The sequence below is a fragment of the Acinetobacter sp. 18QD2AZ41W genome (assembly GCF_009829025.1).
Classification (GTDB): Bacteria; Pseudomonadota; Gammaproteobacteria; order Pseudomonadales; family Moraxellaceae; genus Acinetobacter; species Acinetobacter pseudolwoffii.
In genome coordinates this window covers 110,372-136,887 of sequence record NZ_WURP01000002.1, presented here as the reverse complement: position 1 = coordinate 136,887, position 26,516 = coordinate 110,372, and the positions used below count along the sequence as shown (strand labels likewise).

The 26,516-nt window shown below is 43.2% G+C and carries 28 protein-coding genes; 25 read left to right on the top strand and 3 right to left on the bottom strand.

What is annotated here, in order from left to right; genetic code table 11:
- The first annotated feature begins 12 nt into the window (after positions 1-12).
- The 19 genes from GVV58_RS03635 to GVV58_RS03545 all read left to right on the top strand — a co-directional run bounded on the left by GVV58_RS03635 (position 13) and on the right by GVV58_RS03545 (position 13,532).
- Positions 13-993, top strand: coding sequence for a DNA polymerase III subunit delta' C-terminal domain-containing protein (locus tag GVV58_RS03635; RefSeq protein WP_159516022.1), 981 nt, complete (start codon positions 13-15; stop codon positions 991-993).
- A 15-nt stretch (positions 994-1,008) separates the two neighbouring features.
- Positions 1,009-1,350 carry a PilZ domain-containing protein gene (locus GVV58_RS03630; RefSeq protein ID WP_005170399.1) on the top strand — a complete coding sequence of 114 codons (342 nt, stop codon included), beginning with the start codon at positions 1,009-1,011 and terminating at the stop codon, positions 1,348-1,350.
- A 27-nt stretch (positions 1,351-1,377) separates the two neighbouring features.
- Complete coding sequence (locus tag GVV58_RS03625) at positions 1,378-2,151, top strand: TatD family hydrolase (RefSeq protein WP_074383252.1); 774 nt, start codon at positions 1,378-1,380, stop codon at positions 2,149-2,151.
- Between the two features lie 40 nt (positions 2,152-2,191).
- Positions 2,192-2,806, top strand: coding sequence for a TetR/AcrR family transcriptional regulator (locus tag GVV58_RS03620; RefSeq protein ID WP_004645466.1), 615 nt, complete (start codon positions 2,192-2,194; stop codon positions 2,804-2,806).
- A gap of 14 nt (positions 2,807-2,820) precedes the next feature.
- On the top strand, positions 2,821-3,372 hold the full coding sequence (locus GVV58_RS03615) for a type II secretion system protein (protein WP_074383251.1): 552 nt from the start codon (positions 2,821-2,823) through the stop codon (positions 3,370-3,372).
- A gap of 106 nt (positions 3,373-3,478) precedes the next feature.
- A complete protein-coding gene (gspI, locus tag GVV58_RS03610; protein WP_252721253.1) occupies positions 3,479-3,880 on the top strand; it encodes a type II secretion system minor pseudopilin GspI in 402 nt (133 codons plus the stop codon).
- On the top strand, positions 3,877-4,512 hold the full coding sequence (gspJ, locus tag GVV58_RS03605; protein ID WP_159516021.1) for a type II secretion system minor pseudopilin GspJ: 636 nt from the start codon (positions 3,877-3,879) through the stop codon (positions 4,510-4,512). Before gspI ends, gspJ begins: the two co-directional genes overlap by 4 nt.
- A 12-nt stretch (positions 4,513-4,524) precedes the next feature.
- Entirely contained in the window at positions 4,525-5,493 is a 969-nt protein-coding gene (gspK, locus tag GVV58_RS03600) for a type II secretion system minor pseudopilin GspK (RefSeq protein ID WP_005097322.1), read from the top strand.
- Positions 5,494-5,646: 153 nt separating this feature from the next.
- The gene (locus GVV58_RS03595) at positions 5,647-6,243 is read left to right on the top strand and encodes a 6-carboxytetrahydropterin synthase (protein WP_005097321.1); all 597 of its coding nucleotides are present in this window, start codon (positions 5,647-5,649) and stop codon (positions 6,241-6,243) included.
- A gap of 46 nt (positions 6,244-6,289) precedes the next feature.
- Positions 6,290-7,003 carry a uracil-DNA glycosylase gene (gene ung, locus GVV58_RS03590; RefSeq protein ID WP_005097319.1) on the top strand — a complete coding sequence of 238 codons (714 nt, stop codon included), beginning with the start codon at positions 6,290-6,292 and terminating at the stop codon, positions 7,001-7,003.
- On the top strand, positions 7,000-8,121 hold the full coding sequence (locus GVV58_RS03585; RefSeq protein WP_005097318.1) for an enoyl-CoA hydratase/isomerase family protein: 1,122 nt from the start codon (positions 7,000-7,002) through the stop codon (positions 8,119-8,121). The genes ung and GVV58_RS03585 overlap by 4 nt, the downstream gene beginning before the upstream one ends.
- 7 nt (positions 8,122-8,128) lie before the next feature.
- Entirely contained in the window at positions 8,129-8,644 is a 516-nt protein-coding gene (tadA, locus tag GVV58_RS03580; RefSeq protein WP_100358124.1) for a tRNA adenosine(34) deaminase TadA, read from the top strand.
- A gap of 55 nt (positions 8,645-8,699) precedes the next feature.
- The gene (locus tag GVV58_RS03575; protein WP_005097315.1) at positions 8,700-9,131 is read left to right on the top strand and encodes an SRPBCC family protein; all 432 of its coding nucleotides are present in this window, start codon (positions 8,700-8,702) and stop codon (positions 9,129-9,131) included.
- Positions 9,132-9,148: 17 nt separating this feature from the next.
- A complete protein-coding gene (gene cmk, locus GVV58_RS03570; RefSeq protein ID WP_159516020.1) occupies positions 9,149-9,832 on the top strand; it encodes a (d)CMP kinase in 684 nt (227 codons plus the stop codon).
- Positions 9,833-9,942: 110 nt separating this feature from the next.
- Positions 9,943-11,622 carry a 30S ribosomal protein S1 gene (gene rpsA / locus GVV58_RS03565; protein WP_005097313.1) on the top strand — a complete coding sequence of 560 codons (1,680 nt, stop codon included), beginning with the start codon at positions 9,943-9,945 and terminating at the stop codon, positions 11,620-11,622.
- Between the two features lie 163 nt (positions 11,623-11,785).
- Entirely contained in the window at positions 11,786-12,091 is a 306-nt protein-coding gene (locus GVV58_RS03560) for an integration host factor subunit beta (protein ID WP_005097312.1), read from the top strand.
- Between the two features lie 23 nt (positions 12,092-12,114).
- Positions 12,115-12,474, top strand: a complete 360-nt coding sequence (locus GVV58_RS03555; RefSeq protein WP_074383247.1) for a lipopolysaccharide assembly protein LapA domain-containing protein — start codon at positions 12,115-12,117, stop codon at positions 12,472-12,474.
- Between the two features lie 36 nt (positions 12,475-12,510).
- Positions 12,511-13,191 (top strand): orotidine-5'-phosphate decarboxylase, encoded by a 681-nt coding sequence (pyrF, locus tag GVV58_RS03550; protein ID WP_005097309.1) that lies wholly within the window; start codon positions 12,511-12,513, stop codon positions 13,189-13,191.
- Positions 13,192-13,304: 113 nt separating this feature from the next.
- Positions 13,305-13,532: a hypothetical protein gene (locus GVV58_RS03545; protein WP_100329616.1), complete on the top strand. Its 228-nt coding sequence runs from the start codon at positions 13,305-13,307 to the stop codon at positions 13,530-13,532.
- Between the two features lie 114 nt (positions 13,533-13,646).
- Here the strand turns inward: GVV58_RS03545 and GVV58_RS03540 are convergent, their stop codons facing one another.
- Both GVV58_RS03540 and GVV58_RS03535 read right to left on the bottom strand, forming a co-directional pair.
- The gene (locus tag GVV58_RS03540) at positions 13,647-14,555 is read right to left on the bottom strand and encodes a lysine exporter LysO family protein (protein WP_005170429.1); all 909 of its coding nucleotides are present in this window, start codon (positions 14,553-14,555) and stop codon (positions 13,647-13,649) included.
- 68 nt (positions 14,556-14,623) lie between these two features.
- The gene (locus tag GVV58_RS03535; RefSeq protein WP_159516019.1) at positions 14,624-16,120 is read right to left on the bottom strand and encodes an NAD(P)/FAD-dependent oxidoreductase; all 1,497 of its coding nucleotides are present in this window, start codon (positions 16,118-16,120) and stop codon (positions 14,624-14,626) included.
- A gap of 144 nt (positions 16,121-16,264) precedes the next feature.
- Between GVV58_RS03535 and GVV58_RS03530 the strand changes: the two genes are divergently transcribed.
- The 5 genes from GVV58_RS03530 to GVV58_RS03510 all read left to right on the top strand — a co-directional run bounded on the left by GVV58_RS03530 (position 16,265) and on the right by GVV58_RS03510 (position 23,361).
- On the top strand, positions 16,265-17,272 hold the full coding sequence (locus tag GVV58_RS03530; RefSeq protein WP_159516018.1) for an AraC family transcriptional regulator: 1,008 nt from the start codon (positions 16,265-16,267) through the stop codon (positions 17,270-17,272).
- An 84-nt stretch (positions 17,273-17,356) separates the two neighbouring features.
- Positions 17,357-18,502, top strand: coding sequence for a cell division protein ZapE (gene zapE, locus GVV58_RS03525; protein ID WP_100329613.1), 1,146 nt, complete (start codon positions 17,357-17,359; stop codon positions 18,500-18,502).
- A gap of 371 nt (positions 18,503-18,873) precedes the next feature.
- Positions 18,874-21,039: a malate synthase G gene (locus GVV58_RS03520; protein ID WP_159516017.1), complete on the top strand. Its 2,166-nt coding sequence runs from the start codon at positions 18,874-18,876 to the stop codon at positions 21,037-21,039.
- Positions 21,040-21,166: 127 nt separating this feature from the next.
- Positions 21,167-22,615 carry an aldehyde dehydrogenase family protein gene (locus tag GVV58_RS03515; protein WP_159516016.1) on the top strand — a complete coding sequence of 483 codons (1,449 nt, stop codon included), beginning with the start codon at positions 21,167-21,169 and terminating at the stop codon, positions 22,613-22,615.
- A gap of 83 nt (positions 22,616-22,698) precedes the next feature.
- Complete coding sequence (locus GVV58_RS03510; RefSeq protein ID WP_159516015.1) at positions 22,699-23,361, top strand: SOS response-associated peptidase family protein; 663 nt, start codon at positions 22,699-22,701, stop codon at positions 23,359-23,361.
- A gap of 76 nt (positions 23,362-23,437) precedes the next feature.
- Here GVV58_RS03510 and GVV58_RS03505 read toward each other — a convergent pair whose 3' ends face one another.
- Positions 23,438-23,902 carry a MarR family winged helix-turn-helix transcriptional regulator gene (locus GVV58_RS03505; RefSeq protein ID WP_005097294.1) on the bottom strand — a complete coding sequence of 155 codons (465 nt, stop codon included), beginning with the start codon at positions 23,900-23,902 and terminating at the stop codon, positions 23,438-23,440.
- Positions 23,903-24,641: 739 nt separating this feature from the next.
- Here GVV58_RS03505 and GVV58_RS03500 point away from each other — a divergent pair.
- The gene (locus GVV58_RS03500; RefSeq protein ID WP_005097293.1) at positions 24,642-26,165 is read left to right on the top strand and encodes a TerC family protein; all 1,524 of its coding nucleotides are present in this window, start codon (positions 24,642-24,644) and stop codon (positions 26,163-26,165) included.
- Positions 26,166-26,516: the final 351 nt, after the last annotated feature.

Sequence of the window (26,516 nt, the reverse complement as noted above, 5' to 3'; positions counted from 1 at the left end):
AGAGTTGAATACATGCCTTTTGATGTCAATGCACAGATTTATCCATGGCAGCAACAGGTTTGGGAAACGCTGACCGGACGTTTTCCCAAGCTTGGGCATGGTTTATTGTTTTATGGCAAAAAAGGCTGTGGCAAGGAGGCATTTAGCCAGCAGTTTCTGGCTTGGGTCTTGTGTCTGAATCGGCAGTCTTCTGGTGCATGTGGCGAATGTGGCAGTTGCCAATGGCTCAAGGCTGATACGCATCCCAATTATGTGCATATCAGCACCGACGAAGACAATAAAAAACAGAATGCCAAAATCAAGATTGAAAAGATTCGTGATCTGTTGCCTTTTGTGCAGCAGACCGTCGATGGCTGGCGAGTGATTGTAATTGAACCTGCGGAAGCCTTAAATATCTCCTCTGCCAATGCATTATTGAAAACGCTAGAAGAACCCGGTGACAATACGGTCATTATTTTGCTGGCAGATCATTATTTAAAATTGCCTGCAACGATACGGAGTCGCTTGCAGCATTTTGCCTTAGACCGGATTTCTGCAGAACAATTTAGTGATTATGTTCAGGCACAGTTGCCGGATGCAGGTTCTAGCCAGCAACAGTTATTGATGAACCTGTCCAATCAGATGCCCTTACAAGCACTCGAGGTTGCACAAAGTGCCTGGCTGCCACTGCGTCAGGAATTCCTGCAAGACTGGCAAAAACTGGTGATGCAAAAAAATATGCCGCTTGCAATTGCGACCAAATGGAACAAAAGCCTGAGCTTTGGTGAATTTGCTCCCATGTTTGAATACTTGTTGTCCGATTTAATTTGTGTCAAGCTCAATCAAACGGTGAAAAACATTGATCTTGAGTTTAATGTGCTTGCCGAACAATATTCATTAGCAGCACTTTTTAAAATTTATGAAGATTTTCAGCAAGCCAAGCAATATCTCGAGCAGAATGTTCAAAGCAATCTGGTTATTGATGAATTGTTTATCAAGCTGATGAATCTTTAATTAAGGGGAAATCACATGCAACCACGTATGGGCGGTATTATTCAGGCCAATATTCCTGATATTGAAACACTGTTTGCCAGCTATATGCCTTATGTATGGGGTGGTGGACTGTTTATTCCGTCCAAGCAGCCGGTCAAGCTGGGTGAAGAAGTTTTTGTATTGACCACTTTGCCTGAACAGACCCAGAAAATTCCTTTAACCGGTAAAGTGATCTGGGTCTCGCAAAAGCAGAATGGCATCAAGCCACAAGGCTTTGGCATCCAGTTAAGCGGTGAAAAGGGTGTTTATTTCAAAAATGAAGCAGATCGTCTGGTTGCAGGTCTTAAATCTGAAGGGCGTAAAAGTTACACTATGTAGTTCATTTAGCTGTGGTAGGAACGCATTGTGTTTGTAGATACCCATTGTCATTTAACGATGCTGGATTTAACGCCGTATAACGGTGATCTGGATCAAGCACTCGCACAGGCCCGTGAAGCGGGTGTATCCAGGTTCATGAGTATCTCGGTCGATCTGGATGATCATATCGCGCTGGCGAAAATTGCCGCGCGTCACCCGGATGTCGGTTATACCGTTGGGGTACATCCTTGCGAAGATGCTGCGACCATGGCGCGTGCCACGACCGAATATCTGGTCGAGCTGGCACAGCCTGAAAAAGTCTGGGCACTCGGTGAAACCGGTCTGGATTATTATCACAGTACAGATTTTGTCGAAGAACAAAAAGCCTGCTTTGCCCGTCATATCCATGCTTCGCAAATGACCAAGAAACCGGTGGTGGTACATACCCGTGCTGCCAAGCATGATACCGTGGATATTATTCGTGCGGAAAAATCCACGCATGGCATCTTGCATTGCTTTACTGAAGATTGGGAAACTGCCAAAGCGGTTTTAGACTGCGGTTATTATGTCTCATTTTCCGGGATTATCTCGTTTAAAAATGCCCAGGATCTGCGCGATGTGGCCAAACAGGTTCCGTTGGATCGTGTACTGATTGAAACCGATAGTCCTTATCTTGCGCCGATGCCATATCGTGGTAAATCTAACGAACCTAAATACGTTCCTTATGTAGCCAAAGCGCTTTGTGATGTATATGATAAGTCGCTAGAAGAAATGGCTTCTATCACAAAGCAGAACTTTGAAAATCTTCTAAATTTAAAGTAAATAAAGTTATATAAAGTACAAGAGAGTTTATAGGGTGAAGATGGATCGTCAGGCTCAGTTTCGAGCAAGAGAAACCTTGATTTTTCAAGTCGCAGAGCAGCTCCTGCTGGAAAATGGTGAAGCAGGAATGACGCTAGATGCGCTTGCTGCTGAACTTGATCTGGCCAAAGGGACACTCTATAAACATTTTCAGAGTAAAGATGAACTGTATATGTTGCTGATTATCCGTAATGAGCGCATGTTGCTGGAAATGATTCAGGATAGTGATAAAGCTTTTCCTGAACATCTGGCCTTCTTTATGTTGCACCATTTACATCATCCGGAACGTACGGTGCTGTTCCATCAGATTGAAGAACGTCTGTCGACGACTGGCGTGGGAATTCAGCATCTATTCAGTGAACTGTATCAGGTACGCAAACAGCGTTTACGCCTGATCATCCGCATGACAGAAAGTTATCTGGTTTCAATTCATAGCCGCATGTCGGTGCGTGACTATCTGGCGTCGATCTGGTCACTGACCCATGGCGCCGCTGCAATTCTCAATTCCAGTTTTTATCAGCGTTATCTGGGTTCACGCGATACCTTGCGCGTGGCCTATATCGATCAAGCACTGGCTTTGCCAAAGCAGGTGCATTCTGCCGAGCAGTTTGCCTAAGGTTAGAGCTTAGTATGATCAGATCATCTCACAGCGCAGTTCGTGGCTTTACCCTCATCGAATTGATGGTGGTGATTGTGATTATGGGAATCATGGCCTCACTGGTATTGCTGAATACCAGTGGTGTCGATCAGCGTAAGGCCATGCAGGCACGCGAGATTTTGTTATTAGACTTGCAGCGGGTCATGCGTGAGGCGAATGACCAGTCCAGAATACTGGCGCTTGATCTGCAACCCGCGACCGATGTCTCGCCATTTCGCTATGGGATTGTAGAATATCGTTCAGCAGCGCAGACTGAACAGAACCTGCAAAATGAAAAATGGCAGAGTTATACAGAATTTAAATTACGTAAGCTGCCGGATCATGTGTCTTTTCGGATTCAGGGGCTAGAACAACAGCGTTATGCCCGTGCGCAAAATCGTGATCTGACGCAGGTGAATTCTCCGCAATTGATCTGGCTGGGGAATGGTGAGGTCAAGCCGGTACGGATTCAGTTCTTTTTAGAAGATCGTGAAGTCGGCTCTGCGATTGAGGTGGATCATCTGGGTAAAATCAATGAAATCTAGATCTTTCAAGCAAAGTGTGTGCTCCAGGCTGATCAAACCATTTAAATCGAGTGTTGATCGATTGCATTGTGGGCACTTCGAGCAGAGCCCTTGGTCTTGCGCAGCGGTGAAACAGCATTTCACTCATCGCAGCTCAGGCTTTACCTTGCTGGAAGTTATGGTTGCACTGGCAATTTTCGCCACCGCAGCCATGACGCTGACCAAAGTCGCGATGCAATATACCCAGTCAACCTCGAATGCCATTCTGCGCACCAAAGCACAGTTTGTTGCCCTGAACGAAGTGGCTCAAATGGAAATCAATCAGCAATGGATGGATGGTACGGCCTCCAAACAGCTGACCCAGCAAGGCGAAACCTGGCAAATTGACAAGCGCAGTGAACCGACGATCAGTCCCAATGTGCAGCGTATTGAACTACAGGTCAGTCTGGTCAATCAGGAGACTGGTCAAGTTGCATCCGGGATCAGCAGCTTGATGTTCTTTAATCATCGCATGAACAATACGCCATGAAGCCTAAAGGATTTACCCTGGTCGAATTATTGGTTGCCATTGCAATCTTTGCGGTACTGTCTGCTTTGGGCTGGAAAGTTTTTGATTATATTGTCAAAACCAAAGATCAAAATGCAGTACATGAACAGCGTCTAGGTCAGCTACAGGAAACCTATCAGCAAATTTTACGGGATACGGTACAGGCAGTCCCTTTAACGGCCAATATCAATAGTGATATTCAACCGGCTCTGGTTTTGCAAAATGGCCGTTTTAATTTTAGTAAAACTGGCGTGACTGATCCTCTGGAGGAGGGTATTTCGCCAGATGAACGCATTGAATATCAGTATCGGGCCGATGAAAAAAAACTGTATCGACTGAAATATCGCAACCTGAATCAGACCGGTCGTGATCAACCTGAATCCAGTATTTTATTATCGGACGTTGAGCAATTTCAGGTTGTGGTGCTGAATCCAAATGAACTCACACAGTGGCCTGATTCTTCTATGGATTTAAATCAGCTAGAGCAGAAACAGCGCTTGCCCAAAGGCATTAAAATCAATTTAACCGTGAATGGCGTCAGCTATGAGTGGCTGTTTAGTTTATTAAATACGGACTTTTTGCTTGATAATCAGAATACAGGTCAACCCGGCTAAGAATCATAAAAAATGAAAATGAATAAACAGAGGCTGAAGCAGCAGCAGGGCATTGCACTGATTACCATTCTGGTGATGGTGGCATTGGCGACTATTCTGGCAGCCACGATTGCCCAGCGTCAGGCTGCAACTGCTGAAAGTACCGCCTATCTGATGCGGCAAAATCAGTCGCTGATGTATGCCAAAAGTGCCGAAGCCTTTTTTTCTGAATTACTGGTGGATGATGCTGAAAATGCCGCAGAGGTTGATCATCTACAGGAAACCTGGGCGCAGCCGATGCCGGCTTTTCCGGTCGATGACGGCTATGTTTCCGGAATCATCCAGGATGAATCGGGCAAGTTTAATTTAAATAGCCTGATCACTGCTGAAGATAGCGTCAATGAAAATGCCAAAGCATGGTTCGAGCTGATTTTAAAACGTGCAGGTTTGCCAGCGCAGCTCAGTGAAGCCGTAATTGACTGGCAGGATGAAAACGAGCTGGTGAGTGGAGGTATGGGTGCCGAATCTAATTATTATCAAGGCTTACCGAATGCCGCTTTACCACCGAATGCAAAATTTCATAGCGTAGAGGAATTAAAGCTGGTACGTGGTTTTGAAGAAAATAAGTACAAACTGATAGCACCTTATCTGAGTGCTGCACCGATGCAGGAAAGTCCGGTCAATATTAATACAGCATCTGCTTTTCTTTTAGCCAGTATGGATGAAAAACTGGATGTGAATGCGGTACAGCAATTGCTGGATCAGCGACAGGCCAATTTGGAACACTTTTCTAATGTGTCTGAGTTATGGTCACTCGAACCGTTTGCGCAAGTCGATGCTGCCAAGCGTAATCTGTTTAATAGCCTGCTCGGAGTGCAATCCAATTATTTTAAAGCTCAGATCGAAGTGGTCTTGAGTGAACGCAAGCGCCAGTTCAGTAGTGATCTGGTTCGTCAGGACAAACAGGTATATGTGGCTTATCGCAGTATGGAACCCTTTTAGTCAGGGCTTATTCAGTTATACCGTTAGTCTAAATCTGAACAGCAGCTTGATCCCTTTTCCCTATCAGGCTGAACAGCAAAATTAATCCTCAAAGCTGTAGTTTTGCTTTATAATCAAAATCAATTCACCTATTTTTTGACGACATTACGGCATATGTTAATTCGTAAGTTATTTAAGTTTGAGAATGCTCATATTGTGCGTAACTGCACGTCAGATCGCTGTAAGCGTTCAATCCATGGCCATAGTTATAAAGTCGAGCTACTGTTAAAAGCCTCGAAGTTAGATCATGGGCAAATGGTCTATGACTTTGGTCTGCTTAAAGGTGTGATTAAGGATTTCTTTGATTCTTTCGATCATGCGATCTGTTTCTGGCAAAATGACGACCCGGAATATATTCAGGCTTGCAAAACTTTCAGTGCGCGGTGGGTGTCGTTACCGGTATCACCATCGGCAGAGCAGTTTTCACGTATCTTTTTCTTTCTGGCGCAACAAGTGCTGGCATCGACCGTGACTCAAAATGGCGAAGGTGATGTCGAAGTCTATTCTGTGATTATGCATGAAACCGATACCGGTTATGCACAAAGCTTTTTAGAAGATATTCAAAATGAACAGATGGGCATTCTGAGTCTGGATCAAATTGAGTTTTCTGAACAGGTGCAAGCTGAATGGACCGATCCGGACATGTTGAACAAGCTGAAACAGGGCACAGCATTTCATAACCCGACTGTAGATTTACAGGTACAGATTTAAAGTCTGCGTGACTTGAAATCCATTGACATAGATTTAGGATTGAAGAATGTCTTTAAATGAACAGCAACTGGCCAAACTGAATAAGGTTCAGTTGGATGAAAGCTGGAAATATGGATTGAGTGAGTTTTTACTCAGTCCGAAAATGGACGAATTAAAAGCTTTTCTGGTTGAAGAAAAAAAAGCAGATAAAACAATTTATCCTCCCAATCATCTGATTTTTAATGCCTTGAATACCACGCCGCTCGATCGGGTTAAAGTAGTCATTTTAGGGCAAGATCCTTATCATGGCCCGAATCAGGCGCATGGATTAAGCTTTTCGGTGCAAAAAGGGGTTGCATTGCCGCCATCTTTGCGTAATATTTTCCACGAGTTACATGCGGATGTCGGGGTTGAACGACCAAAGCATGGTGACTTGACGCATTGGGCGGAGCAGGGTGTGCTTCTGTTAAATGCAGTACTGACCGTAGAAGCAGGTCAGCCGACTTCGCATCAAAAGCGTGGTTGGGAGGAATTCACCGATCACGTCATTGATGTTTTAAATGAGCAGCGTGAACATATTGTCTTTATTCTTTGGGGCGCATACGCACAGCGTAAAGGACAGCGCATCAATCAGGACAAGCATCTTGTGTTAAAGGCCGCACATCCATCGCCTTTGGCCGCAAACCGTGGTGGTTTTTTTGGTTGTAAAGTATTTTCAAAATCGAATAACTATCTCAAACAACATGGCATTGAGCCTATAGATTGGCAGCTGGACGCATGACATATTCTCCCCTTAATAAAACTTATCATCCGGATTTGATCGTTGAAGAAGCGCATAATGGCTGGCGTATCGTTCGTTTAAATCGTCCAAAGTCTTTGCATGCTCTGGATGAATCGATTGCTTCTGCACTTTTGGAAGTATTTCAGGATTTTCATACGGATGACAGCGTAAAAGCGATCTGGTTAGATTCAACCACACCGAAAGCATTCTGTGCCGGCGGCGATGTGCGTAAATTACGTCAACTGGTCATTAACGATGAAGTGGCGGCTGCCAATAAGTTTTTTGAACAGGAATATGCGCTGGATCTGTTATTGCATAATTATGCCAAACCGGTTTTGGTCTGGGGTGAAGGTTATGTGATGGGTGGGGGCCTTGGTCTGTTTATGGCGGCACCTTTCCGTTTAGTGACGCCGTATTCGCGTTTGGCGATGCCTGAAATCAATATCGGTTTATATCCCGATGTGGGTGCAACTCGCTTCCTGGCCGATCGGGGCGCGATTGGTTTATTTACCGGCTTGACCGGTTCAATCATGACCGCTGCAGGTGCTTATGGGATTGGCTGGGCAACACATATTTGTGATGCACAGCGTGATTCAGTTTTAGATAAAGTGATTAATATTGACTGGGATCATTATCCTGCCGGTGACTTCCGTGCCATTGATGACACTTTAAATAGTATGCATCGTCCGGTAGGGCCAGGACCACTGCAAAACTCTCTGGATGTGATTCATAGTGTTTGTCGTGGTGTCAACTTCGAGCATGATTATGAATCGATTATCGGTCTGAGTGATGCGCGCAGTGACTGGTTGCGTCAAGCCAGTGAAAATCTGCAAAAAGGTTCACCAACTACAGCTGCATTGACCTGGTTGCTCTGGCAATGGGGTAAACAGGTACATTCCTGGAATGAAATTTTTGAACTGGAAACCCAGATTTCTGACTGGAAAATCCGTCATCATGATTTCGTTGAGGGGGTACGCGCGCGTCTGGTGGATAAAGACCTTTCTCCTGCATGGAAAAAGGGTGCAGATATGAGCTTAAAAGGTATTTTGTCTGCAAACCCTCCGGTGACCAATATTGAAAGCTGGAATGCCTTGTTAAAACAGTATGGTGTGATTTAAGTCTTACATGTCCGAAACACAATTGAGTCATGAATACTGGATGCAGCTTGCCTATGCGCAGGCTGCACTTGCTGCCGCACAGGGCGAAATTCCGGTGGGTGCGATTATTGTTAGTCAGAATCAGATCATTGGTCAGGGCTTTAATGCGCCGATTTCCTTAAATGATCCGACCGCGCATGCCGAGATTGTGGCGCTGCGTGATGCCTGTCAAAATATCCAGAATTATCGACTACCTGACGATGCAGTGCTGTATGTAACCCTTGAGCCGTGCACCATGTGTGTTGGTGCTTTGGTACATTCACGGGTTTCACGGGTAGTATTTGGCGCATTTGAAGCGAAAGCGGGTTCACTGGTCAGTGCACGTCAATTATTTGAAACGGGCTATTATAATCATGTATTTTCCTTTGAAGCAGGCTGCATGCAGCAGCAATGCTCCGAACAGCTTAGTGCATTTTTCAAGTTGCGTCGTGAGCAGAAGCGGCAACTCAGGTTACAAGAAAAATTATTAAATACGCAGAAATAAATCTACTTTATCGCTAAAATTCCTTAGTTTCGAATCTATAATTTCAGGAAAAATAATGCATAGCATTCAAGTAAAAAAAGAATTTCCGGCATCGATTGATGAAGTCTTTGATTTAATGTCTAAGCATGCCACCTATAATATTGCCTTTGCGCCGATGCAGGTTGAACGAATCAAGGATTCTGCAGATGCTGAACATCCGGATGGACTAGGTTCGGTGCGTGCTATGGGGGTGGGGCCGCTCAAGCCGCTGAAAGAACAGATTACATTGTTTGAGCCGAATGCTCGTATTGAATATCAGATTATTAAAAATCCATTGATCAAGCATCATCTGGGGATTATCGAATTTGAAGCGCTGGCCGATGATAAAACCCTGGTCACCTATACGATTGAATTACAGGCGCGTGCGCCTTTTGTGAGTAAATTAATTCTTGCACAGTTACAGGCAGCGATTAAACTAGGCCTGACGAAACTCGCAAAATCTGTTTAAACAACAACGGGAAAGCAATGACAGTTCAAATTATTACTATTGATGGTCCAAGTGGGTCTGGCAAAGGCACGTTGGCAGCAAAACTGGCTGCACATTATCAGTTTCACTTATTGGATTCTGGCGCGCTCTACCGACTTTTGGGTTTGTCATTGCATCACCATGATTTACTGGATTTAATGGATATTAAGTTGCCAGAATGCGTACAAATCGCAACAAATCTGGATATCCAGTTTGTCAGTAGCGAAACCGGGGTGCAGGTGTACTTGGATGGCGAAGATGTTTCCCAGACCATTCGAACTGAACGCGTCGGAGAATTTGCTTCAAAAGTTGCTGCAATTCCTGAGCTTAGAATGGTAATGGTTTCACGTCAACATGCTTTTGCACAGGCACCTGGTCTGGTGGCAGATGGCCGCGATATGGCCACAAGTATCTTCCCGCAAGCTCAGGCTAAAATATATTTGACTGCATCGGCTGAATCGCGCGCGCAAAGACGTGTAAAGCAGTTGCAGGGTATGGGGCTGGATGTTAAAATAAACGATATTTTAGCTAATATCATCGCGCGTGATAAACGAGATATGGAACGCACTGTCGCTCCACTCAAGCCTGCCGACGATGCTTACATTATCGATAGTTCAAATTTGAACATTGATGAGGTATTCCAGTTGATGACCACTTATGTGGACCAGCAGTTAGCCAATTAACCTGATTTTATCAGCAAACGCATAGCTTGATCAGTTTTATATGGACTATGTAGATGCTTAATTAAACCGGCCTTGTCTGATCCAAGACCGCTGACTTTATCGGAAATATCATGACCGAATCTTTTGCAGCCCTCTTTGAAGCAAGTGAATTAAACCTCAACGTTGAAAAGGGTGCAGTTATCCAGGGCGTTGTAGTAAGCATTGACTCTGATTGGGTAACTGTTGACACTGGCCTTAAATCTGAAGGCGTTGTTGACCGTGCTGAGTTCTTAAATGAACAGCGCGAACTTGAAGTTCAAGTTGGCGACACTGTAGACGTAGTTGTTGAAGCGCTTGACAACGGTATGGGTCAAACTGTTCTTTCTCGCGAAAAAGCTAAACGCGCTGAGACTTGGACTAAACTTGAAAAAATCTTTGAAGACGGCGAAATCGTTACTGGTGTTATCTCTGGTAAAGTTAAAGGCGGTTTCACTGTTGACATCGGTCCAGTACGTGCGTTCCTTCCAGGTTCTTTAGTTGATACTCGTCCTATTCGTGATACGACTCACCTAGAAGGCAAAGAGTTAGAATTTAAAGTAATCAAACTTGACGCTAAACGTAACAACGTTGTTGTTTCACGTCGTGCTGTTATGGAAGCTGAATCTTCAGCTGACCGTGAAGCTCTTCTTGCTCAGCTTGAAGAAGGTCAAACTGTTACTGGTACGATCAAAAACCTTACTGACTACGGTGCATTCGTTGACCTTGGCGGTATTGACGGTCTTCTTCACATCACTGATATGGCTTGGAAACGCATCAAGCATCCTTCAGAAGTTGTTGAAGTGGGTCAAGAAGTTACTGTTAAAGTACTTAAGTTCGACCGCGAGCGTAACCGTGTTTCTCTAGGTCTTAAACAACTTGGCGAAGATCCATGGTTAGCGATCATGAACCGTTACCCTAAAGGTTCAATCGTTAAAGCGCGCGTAACTAACCTGACTGACTACGGTTGTTTCGCTGAAATTGCTGAAGGCGTTGAAGGTTTAGTACACGTTTCAGAAATGGATCACACGAACAAAAACATCCACCCATCTAAAGTTGTTCAGATCGGTGATGAAGTTGATGTTATGGTTCTTGAAGTTGATGAAGAGCGTCGTCGTATTTCTCTTGGTATCAAACAAACTCGTGCTAACCCATGGGAAGAGTTTGCTAAAGACCACGACAAAGGCGAAAAAGTTTCTGGTACGATCAAATCTATCACTGACTTTGGTATCTTCATCGGTTTACCAGGCGGTATCGACGGTCTAGTTCACTTGTCTGATATTTCTTGGAACGAACAAGGCGAAGAAGCGATTCGTCGTTACAAGAAAGGCGACACTGTTGAAGCGGTTATCCTTTCTGTAGACGCTGAAGGCAACCGTATCAGCCTTGGCATCAAGCAAATGAACAACGATCCGTTCAATGACTTCCTTGCTGCTAACGAACGCGGTGCGTTGGTTAAAGGTACTGTAACTGCAGTTGATGCGAAAGGCGCGACTGTTAAGTTGGCTGACGAAGTTGAAGCGACTCTGAAAGCATCTGAAATCAACCGCGATCGCGTTGAAGATGCAACTAAGTTCCTTGAAGTTGGTCAAGAAGTGGAAGCGAAGATCATCAACGTTGATCGTAAATCTCGCGCAATCAACTTGTCTATCAAAGCGAAAGACGAAGCTGAAGAGAAAGAAGCAGTTGCTAACTTGAAAACAGCGCCAGCTGCTGGTCAAGACAATGGTCCTAAGACGATTGGTGACCTGATCAAAGCTCAAATGGGCAACTAAGTAGACGTTTGAATTGTATTGTTAATGTAAGTTAACTAATACTTTTTATACAAATACTGTAAACGGTAGCGTAGTATTTAATTATTGCGCTACCGTTTTGTATTTAAACAGGTTATTATCGGGAAATAGATCCCAAGTAGCTTGATAATTAAAGAGGTCGCAGATGACTACTGAAGCACTTAATAAGTCTGACTTAATAGAGCGCATTGCATTAAAAAATCCGCATTTGGCCGAGCCTTTAGTGGAAGAAGCGGTTAAAATTATGATTGATCAAATGATAGAAGCTTTATCATCTGACAATCGTATCGAGATTCGCGGATTTGGTAGTTTTGCATTGCATCATCGTGAGCCACGCGTGGGTCGTAACCCTAAAACTGGTAAATCTGTAGAAGTGGCTGCAAAAGCAGTTCCGCACTTTAAGCCAGGTAAGGCCCTTCGTGATGCTGTAAACGAATCTGCAAATAAATAATTGTAAATATTTACGGGGTGTTCATGCGTTACGTTCTGGTCGTTCTTTTATTGGTGCTGTTTGGCTATTCATTGGCTTTGGTTTTGCAAAATGGTACCGAATTGTCCGTGGACTTGTTATTTACTCAAGTTCCTGCAATGCGTCTAGGATTATTGCTGCTCCTTACCCTATCTCTAGGCGTCGTGTTAGGCCTGTTATTGGGCGTTCAAATCTTCCGGGTTTTCCAGACCAATTGGGAAATCAAGCGATTACGTAAAGACATTGAACATCTGCGTAAGGAACAGTTGAATACAGCCAAGTTAATGGCCGCTGAAGCAGCAGCCCATACCCGGCATGAAAAAACTGTATTAGATATTACCAATGAAAATCAAAGCCCATTATAATGGGCTTATTTTTTGCCTATTTGAAGGGATAATCTCTTGAGTATCATTGTTGCACTAGATGCCAAAAGCCAATTTGATGCCTTAGCCATTGCAGAACAGCTAGATCCTGCCTTGTGTCGACTAAAAGTGGGCAAAGAGTTATTTACCCATGAAGGTCCAATCATTGTCAGAGCACTTCAAGACAAAGGTTTTGATGTATTTCTGGATCTGAAATTTCATGATATTCCAAATACGACTGCACAGGCAGTCTGCGCGGCAGCTGATTTGGGTGTATGGATGGTGAATGTACATGCATCTGGTGGCCGAAAAATGATGGAAACCTGTGTGGAGCGTTTACAAGCAGGCAACTATAAAACTCAACTCATTGCTGTGACAGTGCTGACTTCAATGGGTCGTGAAGACCTCAAAGATATTGGTCTGGATATTGAGCCAAATGAGCATGTCAAGCGTCTGGCTCAACTGACCAAAAACAGTGGCCTGGACGGGGTGGTGTGTTCAGCTCAAGAAGCAAAAATGTTACGTGAAACATTAGGCCAAGACTTTGCTTTGGTAACACCCGGTATTCGTCCTGAAGGCTCAAATGCCGATGATCAGAAGCGTATTGTGACACCGAAACAGGCGATGCTGGACGGCTCGACTCATTTGGTGATTGGCCGTCCTATTACCCAGTCTAAGAATATGCGTCAGACTTTAAAAGATATTTTGGCAACGCTTTAATATGGTTTGAATGACAAAAAGCCTTTCAGTCGAAAGGCTTTTTTTATACTGTTGCACTTGCCGCTTGAATCCGCCTATTGAAAAAAATGGTTATAAAATAAAAAGGAAAAATGATGACTTCATCTGAACCACAATTAGAAAAAGAACAGAATGACGTGATTCAAAATGTTCAACAGGCGGAACAGCTTAAGCAACAAGAACAGCAACAACAGCAGGCAAGCTCAGCAGATTGGACAGCAGGGATCGATGTGGTCAGTTTGGCATCTGATGCCATCAGCCTTGCTTCGGATGTTATTGAAACAGTAGGCGATGCCTTAAGTGATATTGATTTAAGTTTTTAGTCAGCCCTTCTTGCTTGTGCTTCGTTTTAAAATCCTGCTTTAGAACTTAGTCAGGAAGGAGAGTTCCTCTTTAGAAAAGAGAGATTTAGGGAGATTGAGAAAGCAATAAAGCAATTAAATCGCTGCCAGTACACTCACCATGACTGGTGCTAACAGTGACAAAATAAATCCACTGACCATAGCATGCGGAATAAAATCGTGACCGCAAGCCTGCTTAACCATCGGTAAAGTCACATCCATTGCAGTTGCACCTGCTGCGGAAATGGCAGATCTCGGGTATCTCCAGCCCATACAATACATCAGTAAGATGGCAAAAATTTCTCTAAACAGGTCATTCATTAGTGCAATGCTGCCGAGTTCTGCATTTCGAAGCTCGGTCACGACAACGCCTGACATTGAGTAAAATCCATAGCCTTGTGACAGCATGATCAAATCTTTCAGGCCAATCTGTGTGTTCCAGAATGAATACAGCATAACTGCGAATAATGAACCGAAGATACAACCGATCGGAACCAGAAGAATTTTGATATTTAACCAAGAACGATCCAGTGGCGAATAAGCCAGATCTAAACCAATGAAAAACATAAATACCAGTAACAAATGCCAGGTGCTAATGTGTAAGGACAGATCAAACAGACTCAAGCCAGCATGTAAAAAGTATCCGCCTGCGAGTGCCAAAAAAGCATAACTCATATTCACTAAGGATTTAATTACCAGATCAAGGGATACTCTGCCTGAACTGGGAAGAAAACCAGCCCACTTGAACAGCAAATAGCAAATAGCAAAAGCACCGAGTGATGTCAGAAAGGCAATGCTGATGGATGTACTCAGAATCTGTAGGGGATGCTGTAATTCATCCACAAGCTGTGAGAATTCAAAGGAAATCGCAATCAGTAACACATAGCTAAAATAAGGTAAGAGCTTGAAACAGATTTTAATCATCGATACTGGAATCCGTTTCGCCAAAGCAAAACCGAGTGCCAAACAGAGAAGAAGCTGAAAGATGAGCCAAAGCGATTGCATAAGTTTAATAGATTGAAAAAATTATCTTTAAATTATGCCATCGCTTGATGCTAGATGGTGAAAAGCTTTTAGCTAACTTTATTGAATAATCGATAATCTGCGGTATTGGGTTTCTTGGTTTTCAGCCAGTATTTCCAGGTATAAGTCGGCCATAGGGCAAAATTCTTGCCACCTTCCTGCTGATACCAGCTGACACAGCCAGATTGCCATACGGTCTGTTCAAACATATGTTGCACCTGCTGATTAAATGTATCTTGCGCCTGCTCTTTGACCATAATGGCATCGCTATGTGATTGATCGACCCGCTGCATGAGCTGCAAGATATAGTCAACTTGTGCCTCAATCATAAAAATCACAGAGTTGTGTGCCAATAGGGTATTTGGGCCCAGTAATTGAAACAGGTTTGGGAAACCTTTCATGCAAATTCCATAATAACTTTCAGCCCCCTGTTTCCAGACCTCATTGAGCTGTAGATTATCCAGCCCAGTACATTGAAAATTCTTCATATAGATGCGTGGATCAGTAATGAACCCGGTGCCATAAATCAGACAGTCAATTGGCCGCTCCTGACCATCTTGGGTAATGATGCTATTTTCAGTGAGTTCCTGAATCTTTTCAGTCACCAGTTCTACATTCCTGCGGTTAAAAGTCGGGAAATAGCTATTGGAAACCAGAATACGTTTACAACCCATGATGTAATCCGGAGTGAGTTTTTGAGCTAACTCAGGATCTTTAATCTGGTATTTGATGAACAGTTCTGCCAGTTTCTGGGTGTATTTCATGATTCCGGGTTTAACGATGGGGATAACCCGCGATTCATTTGACCAATATAAGCGGGCACGGTGCAGTTTTCGGAACCAGTCATATTTTTCAAATAGTGTCTTTTCGAGATGGTGATAGACACGTTCATCGCGAGGAATGATCCAGGCTGCAGTACGTTGCATGACATAGAGTTGTTTGCATTGTGGGGCAATTTCCGGAACATATTGAATGGCGCTGCCACCTGTGCCAATCGATGCGACATTTTTTCCATTTAAATCATAAGTATGATCCCATTGTGCAGAATGAAAGACTTTCCCTTGAAACTTCTCAATACCGGGGATAGGTGGAATCTGGGGAATGTGCAAAGGCCCTGAAGCAAATATGACAAATTGGGCTTCCAGGATACTTTGATCTTGTAACTGCAATTGCCACAGACAGCGCTCTGCCTGGTAATGCGCTGAAAGGACTTCAGTATTTAAGCGGCAGAAAGCACGTAGCTTATAATCGTTTACCAGATCCTGAATATAGGAAAATATCTCGGGTGCTTCGGCATAGCGTTTTGACCAGTTGCTTTTCGGCGCAAATGACAGGGAATATAAATGTGACTGCACATCACAGGCTGCGCCAGGGTACTGGTTGTCTCGCCAGGTTCCACCAAATTCATTGCCTTTTTCCAGCAGAATAAAATCATGGATGCCTTGCTGCTGTAAACGTATTGCCATGGCAATACCGCCAAAACCGGCGCCAATAATGGCGACTTTGGTAAAGGGTGGCGAGCGGGTGGCACTTGTATTTTCCAGCATCATTGCATTCCTTGCTTATTTTAATAAGAGATTATTATCATCATTCACTGATAAAAGATTAGACCTAAAATTGATCTAAACGGCAATAGCAGTACACTTATTTTTATAGTACAACTAAGACTATCACATTGTATTTGTATGGTTATGAAACGTTCTGTTCTCAGTCTGATGTATTTGATTCAAGGTATGCGCAAGGCGGGCATAGACGTCGATCAGAAGCTGCAAAACATTGGACTGCGTGTCGATGCCTTTGATCCTGGCTCGATTATTCATCCGAGTCTGGAACATGATGTACTTAAGGTCGTAGGGCAGGAAATCGAAGCTGAACAGGGATTATTGATTGGCCAGCATTATGCATTGGCAGGTTATGGTCCGTTGTTGATGTTACTGGTTACCAGTCCGACGGTACGTGATGCGCTGCATCAGGTGATCCGCTTTCAACAGTTGACGCATTTGACAGGACAATTGGGTTTGCAACAAAGCGAGCATCATAGCGCGTTGTGTTATCGACCGAAAAATCTGGAAGATGGTCTGGGTGTGTTGCTGGCACAGGCGGAGATTTCGGGAACTTTCAAGTTTATCCGTGATATCTACAAAATGATGGGCCTGTCCAAACCTGATTTACGGATCGAGTTACCATTTGCCCATCCGCAAGAGCCGAATACCTTAAAGGTCTATCATGATTATTATGGGACACAGGTTCAGTTCGATGCACCAAGTGCGGCATTCTGGTTTGATGAAGCAGTTCTGGATATTAAAATTCCGTCTGCGGATACGGTGACCTTTGCGCTGTATGAAGCCAAGTGTTTTGCTGAATTGCAACGTTTGCAACAGGATGAGCAGACACCGACAGTGGTGCAGCGCGTTCAGGATTATCTGGAAATACAAAGCGGTTTGATGCCGAGCATGGCCGAAACTGCGCAGGCGCTAAATATTCCGGAGCGAACCTTGCGGCATCAGTTACAGCAGTGTGATACCAGTTATAAACAGATTCGCGAAGACATTATTAAAGATAAAGCTTTGCGATTGATTGAATATAAACAGTATTCAATTGAAATGATTGCTGAGTTGTTGGGCTATTCCGAGCCGGCTGCTTTTAACCATGCCTTTAAAGGCTGGTTTGGGCAAAGCCCTCGGCAATATGTGAAATAGCCTAAGCTTGTTTATGCCAAAGTGTTATAGTGTGTTGATTAAACTCCGCTATAATTAAATTGATCCCAAATAGTACGAAACTCTATGTCCGATTTTAATTCACAGCACAGCACCGCCTTTAGTCCGATTTCTCCTGCAGAACGTTATGCACAAGCGATATCTTCGGGACAGTTTATGCCTGATGATGCACAGGCAATGGCAGTACATGAACTGAATCGTGTCTGGCTGGAATTGATTCAGCGTTTTAAGGCCTCGAAAAAAGCCTTTCGCCGTTTTCGCCGTCAGACTTCTCCCAATGGCGTGTATATGTGGGGTGGTGTCGGTCGTGGCAAAACCTGGTTAATGGATCAGTTTTATGATTCGATTCCATTTCGCCGTAAAACCCGGATGCATTTTCACCACTTTATGCAGCATGTGCATCGTGAATTAAATAAGCTCTCTGGGCAGCGTAATCCGCTGGATCTGGTCGCGGATCAGATTTATAAAGACGCGGTGATTATCTGTTTCGATGAGTTCTTTGTATCCAATGTCACCGATGCCATGATTCTGAGTGATCTGTTCCAGAAACTGTTTGAACGCGGGATTACTTTGGTTGCAACTTCGAACATTGCCCCAGATGGTTTGTATAAAAACGGGATTCATCGTGACCGTTTCCTGCCGACGATTGAACTGGTCAAGAAAAACTGTGTGGTGTTAAACGTCGATGCCGGCGTCGATTACCGTTTACGCGTATTAAAACAGGCGCAGTTATTCAAATTCCCATTAACCCATGATCATAAAAACTGGATTGCGCAACGTTTCAGCGCTTTGACTCAGACGCAAACCTGCTCTGAAGAGCCGATTATCATCAATAACCGTATTGTGGAAACTGTGTCACATACCGAAGATGTATTGTGGTGCGAGTTTTCTGAGCTGTGTCTGAAACCACGTAGCCCGGCTGACTTTATTGAAATTGCCAATATTTATAATACGGTTTTAGTCAGTAATGTGCCGCACCTGACCGATTTCCTCAATGATGGGACGCGCCGTTTTATTTATCTGGTCGATGAGTTCTATGACCGTGGTGTCAAACTGTTATTGACCTCGGAAGACAATATTGTTGATATTTACCAGGGTGAAAAACTGGTCTTTGAAATTGAACGGACGCGTTCACGTTTGCTGGAAATGCAGTCGGATGAATATCTGAATTCTGAACATCGTCAGATTCAGAAAACTATCTCGAGTGAGTAGGAAGCAGAATAAAAGCGCTGGTCATTGACCGGCGCTTTTTTATAAAAATAAGCAGGTAAATGATCGACAATTAGGGCCAAACATGGCTTAATCTTGATCTAAATATGATCGTGTATAACTAGAATGCATAATTTTTACTCGAAAATCTGAACTTAAGTCTAATTTCTACATTTCGAAAACTTTATACACTGTCATTAGGGTATTTAGCAGAATGATATCTCAATGCGGCTGAGCGACGTCTGATATGTTTATGAGGGTACTCATATTATGAAAAATGCTCAGTATTTAGCAATTTGATAATACTATTCAGCTAGATTTTAATCGGTATACTAGAATCTCTTGTATAAAAAGTAGCAATATCAGGAAAGACAATGACTGCACGTATTCAAAAAGGCAAGTTAGCGATTGCTAAAGAACTTTACGATTTTATCGAAAATGAAGCACTACCAGGTTCTGGTTTGGATAGTGAAACTTACTGGAAAAACTTTGAACAAGTCGTTGTTGATCTTAGCCCTAAAAATAAAGCACTTTTGGCTAAGCGTAATGACATTCAAGCGAAAATCGATGAATGGCACCGCAATAACACATTTGAATTACAAGCTTACAAAGCTTTCTTGACTGAAATTGGCTACTTGTTACCAGAAGTAGAAGATTTTCAAATCAGCACTGAAAATGTAGACGAAGAAATTGCCGTATTGGCCGGCCCACAGCTGGTGGTACCGGTACGTAATGCACGTTACTGCCTCAACGCAGCCAACGCACGTTGGGGTTCTCTCTACGATGCACTTTATGGTTTCGACGTGATCTCTGAAGAAGATGGCGCGGAAAAAGGTAAAGGCTATAACCCGAAACGTGGTGAGAAAGTTGTCGCATTTGCGAAAAACTTCCTTGACGAAACTTTCCCATTGGCACAAGGTTCACACGCAGACGCAACTCAATATGCAGTTGATGGCAACGCACTGGTTGTAACATTAAAAGATGGTTCTACAACGACTGTTGCGGATAGCGCTAAATTTGTTGGCTTCAATGGCGAAGCGTCAGCACCGACTGAAATCGTATTTAAAAATAACGGTCTGCACGTTATTGTGCAAATTGATGCAACGAGCCCGATTGGCCAGACTGATGCCGCTGGCGTAAAAGACGTAGTTCTTGAAGCTGCAGTTACCACCATTCAGGATTTGGAAGACTCGATTGCAGCGGTTGATGCTGAAGAAAAAGTGGAAGGCTATCGTAACTGGTTAGGTCTGATGAAAGGCACTTTAGAAGAGTCCATTCAGAAGAATGGTAAAACAGTTACCCGTACACTGAATGCAGACCGTACTTTCAAAAATGTGGAAGGTGGTGAAACCAAGGTTCATGGTCGTTCATTGATGTTGCTGCGTAATGTCGGTCATTTGATGACAAACCCTGCCATTTTGGTCGATGGTGCAGAGATTTTTGAGGGCATCATGGATGCCTTGATTACACCATTGTTGTCTTTTGCCGACATCAAAGGTGAAAATACCATCAAGAACTCGCGTCAAGGTTCAATGTATATCGTTAAACCAAAAATGCATGGTCCTGAAGAAGTGGCATTTGCCGTTGAATTGTTTGAACGTGCGGAACAGGTACTGGGTTTGCCTGCAAAAACTTTAAAAATCGGGATTATGGATGAAGAGCGCCGTACTTCTGTAAACCTGAAGAACTGTATTGCACAAGCCAAAGACCGTACTATTTTCATCAATACAGGCTTCATGGACCGTACCGGTGACGAAATCCATACCTTTATGGAAGCAGGCCCATTCGTACGTAAAGGCGAAGTCAAAGGTCAGATCTGGTTCCCGGCTTATGAAAACCGTAACGTGATGATCGGTCTGCAAGCAGGTTTACGTGGCAAAGCGCAAATCGGTAAAGGCATGTGGCCAAAACCAGATATGTTGCTCGACATGTATAAAACCAAAACTGAACATCCGGAAGCAGGTGCGAGCTGTGCATGGGTGCCATCACCAACAGGTGCGGTAATTCACGCGATTCACTATCATCAGATTAATGTTGCGGATCGTCAGCAAGAGTTATTGGCAACTGAAGCCTTGTCACTAGATGACTTGTTAACGCCACCATTAGCAACAGACACTAACTGGTCTGAAGAAGAGAAAACCAAAGAACTTGAAAATAACTGTCAGGGGATCTTGGGTTATGTGGTTCGCTGGGTAGACTTAGGTGTAGGTTGTTCTAAAGTACTCGATATCAACGATGTCGGGTTAATGGAAGACCGTGCGACTCTACGTATTTCTTCACAGCACGTGGCGAACTGGTTGCGTCATGGTGTGGTAAGCCGTGAGCAAGTAGAAGAAGTGATGCAGCGTATGGCGAAAATTGTAGATCAGCAAAATGCCAATGATCCGTTGTATACGCCAATGTCTGCAGACTTTGCCAACAATATTGCATTCCAGGCAGCGTCTGACCTGATCTTTAAAGGTGGTGAACAGCCATCAGGTTATACCGAGCCACTTTTACATGCAGCACGTTTAAAGTTAAAAGGTTATACAGGTGACTAATCCCGTCTAACTTAAAAAAGCCTCTTCGGAGGCTTTTTTATTGTCTAATGGTAAGCGGCTGTCTTTCTGACTAGAAATTTTTCAGTTGAACTCTTAAAGTGGAGCAAAGCTTGCGAGGAACAATAAAATGATGACGGTATATCAGGACTTAGACCAGCAGTTTATTCATGGTCAGTGGCAACATGGAACTTCAACCAAAATCATAAAAAATATCAATCCTTTTACCCAAACCGAAATTATGAGTCTTGCAGCTGCCAGCTCTGTCGATGTAGACAGTGCGTATACGGCAGCAGAACAGGCTTTTCAACAGGGTGTTTTGAATTCCATTGAAGTCCGTAAAACAGTATTGCAAAATTTAATTAATATTATTCAGCAGCGCCGTGCAGAAATCATTGACTGGCTGATTATTGAATCAGGCAGTACGCGCATTAAAGCCGGCCTTGAGGTAGATGCTGCCTTGGGGATTATTCACGAAAGTCTGGCATTTCCAGATCAGCTGAAAACTGAACAGCTCGAAAGCAAAGATCCAGTACGGAAAAGTTTGGTCTTGCGTAAACCTTTAGGCGTGATTGCAGTCATCAGCCCATGGAACTTTCCATTTCATCTGTCCTTGCGTTCAGTGGCGACAGCGATTGCCTGTGGCAATACGGTTGTCTTGAAACCAGCCAGTGATACGCCGGTGACTGGCGGTACATTAATCGGGAAATTATTTGAAGAAGCCGGTTTGCCTCCGGGTGCATTGAATATTATTACCGGTGCTGGCAGTGAAATCGGGGATTATTTTGTCGAGCATTCAGTGCCAAAAATGATTTCATTTACCGGCTCGACTGAAGTGGGGAAAAGTGTCGGCAGTAAAGCTCTGGCCAGTTCCAGAATCAAACGTTTGGCACTGGAACTGGGCGGCAATGCACCCTTGGTGATTCTGGATGATGCCGACCTTGATCTGGCGGTTGAACTGACCTTGATGGGGCGTTTTATGCATCAGGGACAAATTTGCATGAGCACCAATCGGGTTGTTATCGATGCATCTATTCATGATGCTTATGTGGATAAGCTTCTGGATCGGGTCAAAATGATTCCAGTGGGCGATCCGAATCTGGAAGATACCATCATCGGGCCGATCATTAATCGGAGTCAGGTCAAAAAGCATCAACAGATCATTCAGACAGGCAGCGAGCAGGGCGCACAGCTGGTATATGAGGGCGGAATTGAAGGAAATCTGGTCTATCCGCATATTTTCATTAACGTCGCAGCCGATTCTGATTTAGCACAACAAGAAAGCTTCGGTCCGATTTTACCGATCTTAAAAGCACGTGATGAGGCCCATGCTTTAAATCTAGCCAATGCAACAGAGTTCGGTTTGTCCAGTGCAGTCTGTACATCAAATATCGAACGCGGCAGCGCTTTTGCGGCACAACTGGATATTGGCATGACCCATATTAACGGGATCAGTGTTGCAGATCAGTCTAATGCACCCTTTGGCGGCGAGAAAAACTCAGGACTAGGACGTTTTAATGGTCGCTGGATTTTTGAGGAGTTTACCCGGACACACTGGTTGACCATACCGAATTCATGATACTCAAATCTATATCAATATTACAGGTTTGGCTCAGACATCAGGTTATAATCGAGTGGTCGAATGATTTACATTAATCCGCCATGTGTGCCAACTTTAAACCTTTAAGCTTAGAACAATTGCATAATCTGGGGTTGCCCGAAATTCCCTTTGAATATCCGGAAGAGGTCTATCCCAATTATGCTACACCGCTGTTATTTCATTCAGCTCAAGGACTGGAATGGCGGTTGGTAAATTTTGGCCTGATTCCAAAATGGGCAGAAGATAAAAGTATAGCTACCAAGACCTATAACGCCAGAAATGAAACTTTATTGCAAAAGCCAACCTTTGCTGAAGCCACTGCCAAATGTCATTTTGGGGTCATTCCTGTTGCCGAGTTTTATGAGTCCAAATATTTTGACAATAAACCACAGCGTTGGGGTGTAAGACGTCAAGATGGTCAGGCGACTTTTATTGCGGCAGTATATGAGATTACACGAGTACAAGGGGAAATTGTACGATCTGCCAGCATGATTACGATGGATGCCATTGACCATCCGATGATGAAAGAATTTCATGAGCCTGGAAACATCAAACGTTCGGTGATCGTAATTCCACATGAGCGACTACAAGAATGGCTGACACTGAGTCATCCGGATATTCGGAGTTTTGTACACGGCTTTCCGGAAGAAGAGTTTGAATGTTCACATGTTCCCAAAGAAAAAATCAAAAAAGCCAGCCCACAACTGAACTTTTTTGATTCTTAGAAAGCTCCGGTGAATTATTTATTATTGAAAGTATGCCAATTCGCCAGCGTCTATTTAAAAATAAAAAGTAGGACTTTTAACGAGCCAGATTTTTAAAAATATGACGTAAACTTTCCATGGTTTTTTCAATTTGCAAAGGCGTCAAGCCTTCAAATGACTGCTCTAGTACTATATTGGTCAGATCATTGATCTTATGTGTCATTTGCATGCCTTTTTCGGTCAAAAATACCCGGGTAATTCGTGCATCATCTTCACATGAATAAGTCTCAACCAGACCTTCATCTTTTAAGCGATAAACGATTTTAGTGGTGGTCGACATTTTAGATACGACCATCTCTGATAAGTCGGATACACTCGCATGCGGTTTGGATTTTAAGGCAAGAAGGATACGGCGGCGCGAATTGTCTACACCATATTTTTTAAGTGCGTGATCGACATTAAGTACATATTGAGCATGAACCTGAGTAACCCAATAATAGGGAAAGTTTTCTAAATTAAATTCTTCCGTACACGGTAAAAATTTTGCATATTTCTTAGTCATGAAATGTTCCTTGTATTTATTTTTCTAGGGCCCGTCCATTTTATGAAAAAGTTTATGCATGTTTCAACCTTTATTTTAAAAATGTTAAAGAGATTGCACTTTTTAGTTTTTCTTAATAGCCCCAGAAGTCGAGCAGTTCTGCATATGCGCTGATTCAGGACAGAGAATGGCCATTTTAAATCGGATGAAAGGCAATAATATTTTGTGTAAAATTAATACTTAATTGTATATTTCTGAGGCGGAATCATTTTCCGCAATGGTTTGTCATTCGACAGCATGATTCGCTTATCGGCCAAAATGCAATCACTCTGATTTTAATCAACCAGACAATTTTGCTGATGGATCTATGCAGTTATGCGGAGGAATTTCCCCATCAAAAAATTCAAGCCCTATTTTAACTGATTGCTTTTTTAATCGGTATATATTTGATGGCTGAATTTTTAGTTCACTTTAAAAGTGGTTGAGCTAATGAATGGTAATTACTGCATATTTTTAATTAAAGTAAAATAATTTGTGAAGAAAAAATTAAGTTTAATGCGTTTTATACACACTGATTAATGAAAAAAGTCTAAGGAAAATCATAATCATGTAATTTTTTTATAAATTAATACATTACAAAATACTCAGTTTATGCATAATGGAATGGTCTTAAGTTACATAGGTTAAATTTAATGGATCCCTCGCCGTGCGTTGATCTTCCATCTCTATTTCTAGCTTACTCGAACGGGGTAGTTCTCTAATGGAATTTTTATTAGATCCCGGAATTTGGGTAGGTTTAATTACTCTTATTATTCTTGAAATCGTTTTAGGTATTGATAACCTAGTCTTTATTGCCATTCTGGCTGAAAAACTTCCTCCTGAACAACGTGATAAAGCTCGTGTCATCGGTCTTTCACTCGCATTATTGATGCGTCTGGGCCTGTTGTTTGCCATTGCTTGGCTGGTCACTTTGACTCAGCCGTTGATCACCCTGTTTGACTGGACCTTCTCCGGTCGGGACTTGATCTTGTTATTTGGTGGCTTGTTCTTGGTGTATAAGGCCGTCACAGAGTTACATGAAAAGATAGAAGGTAAGCCTGAAGTCAAATTGACCACTAAGGTGGTTTATGCAAGTTTCACTGCTGTTGTTGCCCAAATTGTTGTTTTAGATGCTGTATTCTCTTTAGATTCAGTGATTACTGCAATTGGTATGGTCGACAATATTTACGTCATGATGGCTGCAATGATTGTTGCGATGGGTGTAATGCTACTGGCATCGAAACCATTGACCAGTTTTGTAAACCGTCATCCAACTGTGGTGATTCTGTGTCTAAGCTTCCTGCTTTTGATTGGTATCAGTCTGATTGCAGAAGGTTTTGGTTTCCATATTCCAAAAGGCTATATCTATTCAGGTATTGGTGTCGCGATCTTGATCGAAGCGTTCAACCAGTTCGGCCAGCGTAATGCAGCAAAGCATGAATCTAAGATTCCTTTGCGTCATCGTACGGCTGATTCTATTTTGAAGTTAATGGGCGGCAAGCTGGAAACCACTGATACTGACAAAAATGAAGCTCAAGAAGCCTTTGCAGATGAAGAACGTTACATGATTGGCGGGGTATTGACCCTTGCAGAGCGTTCAGTCGCTTCGATCATGACACCGCGCAGTCAGATTTCATGGGTCGATCTAGAGGATAGCCCGGAACAGATCCGTGAAAGAATTCTATCTGTTCCCCACAGCCTGTTTCCGGTATGTCGTGGCAGCCTGGATAAGGTGATTAGCATCGTACGTGCCAAGGAATTACTGGATGTGCTGGAAGAACCGGAAGAGTTAAAAGCCCTGATCAAACGCCATCGTCCAATTTATATCTTTGAAAAGATGAAAGTTATTGATGCGATCAATACTTTGCGTACATCTAAAGGCTCTTTGGTCTTGGTGAGCGACGAGTTTGGTAATGTACAGGGTTTGATCTCACCACTAGATGTATTTGAAGCCATTGCCGGTGAGTTCCCGGATGCAGACGAACAACTTGATTTGGTCAGAATTGACGATTCCCACTGGATCGCTTCAGGTATGCTGGATCTGTATCAGCTTGAGCTTGAACTCGGCATGATTGATCTGATTGATGAAGATGCTGGTTATATCAGTGTTGCGGGTCTGATTCTGGATAAAACCAACAGTGTGGTCGAAGTCGGTACTGAATTGGATTATCAAGGTGTACAGTTCAAAGTCACTGAAATTGAAAGCAATCGTATCAAATCAGTCAGTATTCATTACGCGGCTTAAACACTTGCTTTGTTCAAATCTTGAAGGTCAGTTGCTCTAGTGGCAGCTGACTTTTTTTAATGCATCTTTTCTCAATTGTCCTTATTAAAACAAAGTGAGGTCATTGTTCAGACAGATTTTTTATCATTCGATGCAGACTATCACTCAAGTTGGATATTGAGCTGAATGGCTTGATATTGCACTAGAGTTTTAAGTCTAAAAGCCAGATTCGTAATGCAGCATAAGCAGAATCACATACTGGATATTGATCAATAGAGCCTGTTAATTAAAGCTTAAAAGTAACATTCAAATCCTGCTGAATAATTAAATTATAATTCACATGATTTCAGCTGGGATCATGTGAAAACAGAT

What these genes read in the sequence shown, in the direction of transcription:
- GVV58_RS03635 (WP_159516022.1), top strand. Translation starts at nt 13, where the DNA reads ATGCCTTTTGATGTCAATGCACAGATTTATCCATGGCAGCAACAGGTT.
- GVV58_RS03630 (WP_005170399.1), top strand. Translation starts at nt 1,009, where the DNA reads ATGCAACCACGTATGGGCGGTATTATTCAGGCCAATATTCCTGATATT.
- GVV58_RS03620 (WP_004645466.1), top strand. Translation starts at nt 2,192, where the DNA reads ATGGATCGTCAGGCTCAGTTTCGAGCAAGAGAAACCTTGATTTTTCAA.
- GVV58_RS03615 (WP_074383251.1), top strand. Translation starts at nt 2,821, where the DNA reads ATGATCAGATCATCTCACAGCGCAGTTCGTGGCTTTACCCTCATCGAA.
- gspJ (WP_159516021.1), top strand. Translation starts at nt 3,877, where the DNA reads ATGAAGCCTAAAGGATTTACCCTGGTCGAATTATTGGTTGCCATTGCA.
- gspK (WP_005097322.1), top strand. Translation starts at nt 4,525, where the DNA reads ATGAAAATGAATAAACAGAGGCTGAAGCAGCAGCAGGGCATTGCACTG.
- GVV58_RS03595 (WP_005097321.1), top strand. Translation starts at nt 5,647, where the DNA reads ATGTTAATTCGTAAGTTATTTAAGTTTGAGAATGCTCATATTGTGCGT.
- ung (WP_005097319.1), top strand. Translation starts at nt 6,290, where the DNA reads ATGTCTTTAAATGAACAGCAACTGGCCAAACTGAATAAGGTTCAGTTG.
- GVV58_RS03585 (WP_005097318.1), top strand. Translation starts at nt 7,000, where the DNA reads ATGACATATTCTCCCCTTAATAAAACTTATCATCCGGATTTGATCGTT.
- tadA (WP_100358124.1), top strand. Translation starts at nt 8,129, where the DNA reads ATGTCCGAAACACAATTGAGTCATGAATACTGGATGCAGCTTGCCTAT.
- GVV58_RS03575 (WP_005097315.1), top strand. Translation starts at nt 8,700, where the DNA reads ATGCATAGCATTCAAGTAAAAAAAGAATTTCCGGCATCGATTGATGAA.
- cmk (WP_159516020.1), top strand. Translation starts at nt 9,149, where the DNA reads ATGACAGTTCAAATTATTACTATTGATGGTCCAAGTGGGTCTGGCAAA.
- rpsA (WP_005097313.1), top strand. Translation starts at nt 9,943, where the DNA reads ATGACCGAATCTTTTGCAGCCCTCTTTGAAGCAAGTGAATTAAACCTC.
- GVV58_RS03560 (WP_005097312.1), top strand. Translation starts at nt 11,786, where the DNA reads ATGACTACTGAAGCACTTAATAAGTCTGACTTAATAGAGCGCATTGCA.
- GVV58_RS03555 (WP_074383247.1), top strand. Translation starts at nt 12,115, where the DNA reads ATGCGTTACGTTCTGGTCGTTCTTTTATTGGTGCTGTTTGGCTATTCA.
- GVV58_RS03545 (WP_100329616.1), top strand. Translation starts at nt 13,305, where the DNA reads ATGACTTCATCTGAACCACAATTAGAAAAAGAACAGAATGACGTGATT.
- GVV58_RS03540 (WP_005170429.1), bottom strand. Translation starts at nt 14,555, where the DNA reads ATGCAATCGCTTTGGCTCATCTTTCAGCTTCTTCTCTGTTTGGCACTC.
- GVV58_RS03535 (WP_159516019.1), bottom strand. Translation starts at nt 16,120, where the DNA reads ATGCTGGAAAATACAAGTGCCACCCGCTCGCCACCCTTTACCAAAGTC.
- GVV58_RS03530 (WP_159516018.1), top strand. Translation starts at nt 16,265, where the DNA reads ATGAAACGTTCTGTTCTCAGTCTGATGTATTTGATTCAAGGTATGCGC.
- zapE (WP_100329613.1), top strand. Translation starts at nt 17,357, where the DNA reads ATGTCCGATTTTAATTCACAGCACAGCACCGCCTTTAGTCCGATTTCT.
- GVV58_RS03520 (WP_159516017.1), top strand. Translation starts at nt 18,874, where the DNA reads ATGACTGCACGTATTCAAAAAGGCAAGTTAGCGATTGCTAAAGAACTT.
- GVV58_RS03515 (WP_159516016.1), top strand. Translation starts at nt 21,167, where the DNA reads ATGATGACGGTATATCAGGACTTAGACCAGCAGTTTATTCATGGTCAG.
- GVV58_RS03510 (WP_159516015.1), top strand. Translation starts at nt 22,699, where the DNA reads ATGTGTGCCAACTTTAAACCTTTAAGCTTAGAACAATTGCATAATCTG.
- GVV58_RS03505 (WP_005097294.1), bottom strand. Translation starts at nt 23,902, where the DNA reads ATGACTAAGAAATATGCAAAATTTTTACCGTGTACGGAAGAATTTAAT.
- GVV58_RS03500 (WP_005097293.1), top strand. Translation starts at nt 24,642, where the DNA reads ATGGAATTTTTATTAGATCCCGGAATTTGGGTAGGTTTAATTACTCTT.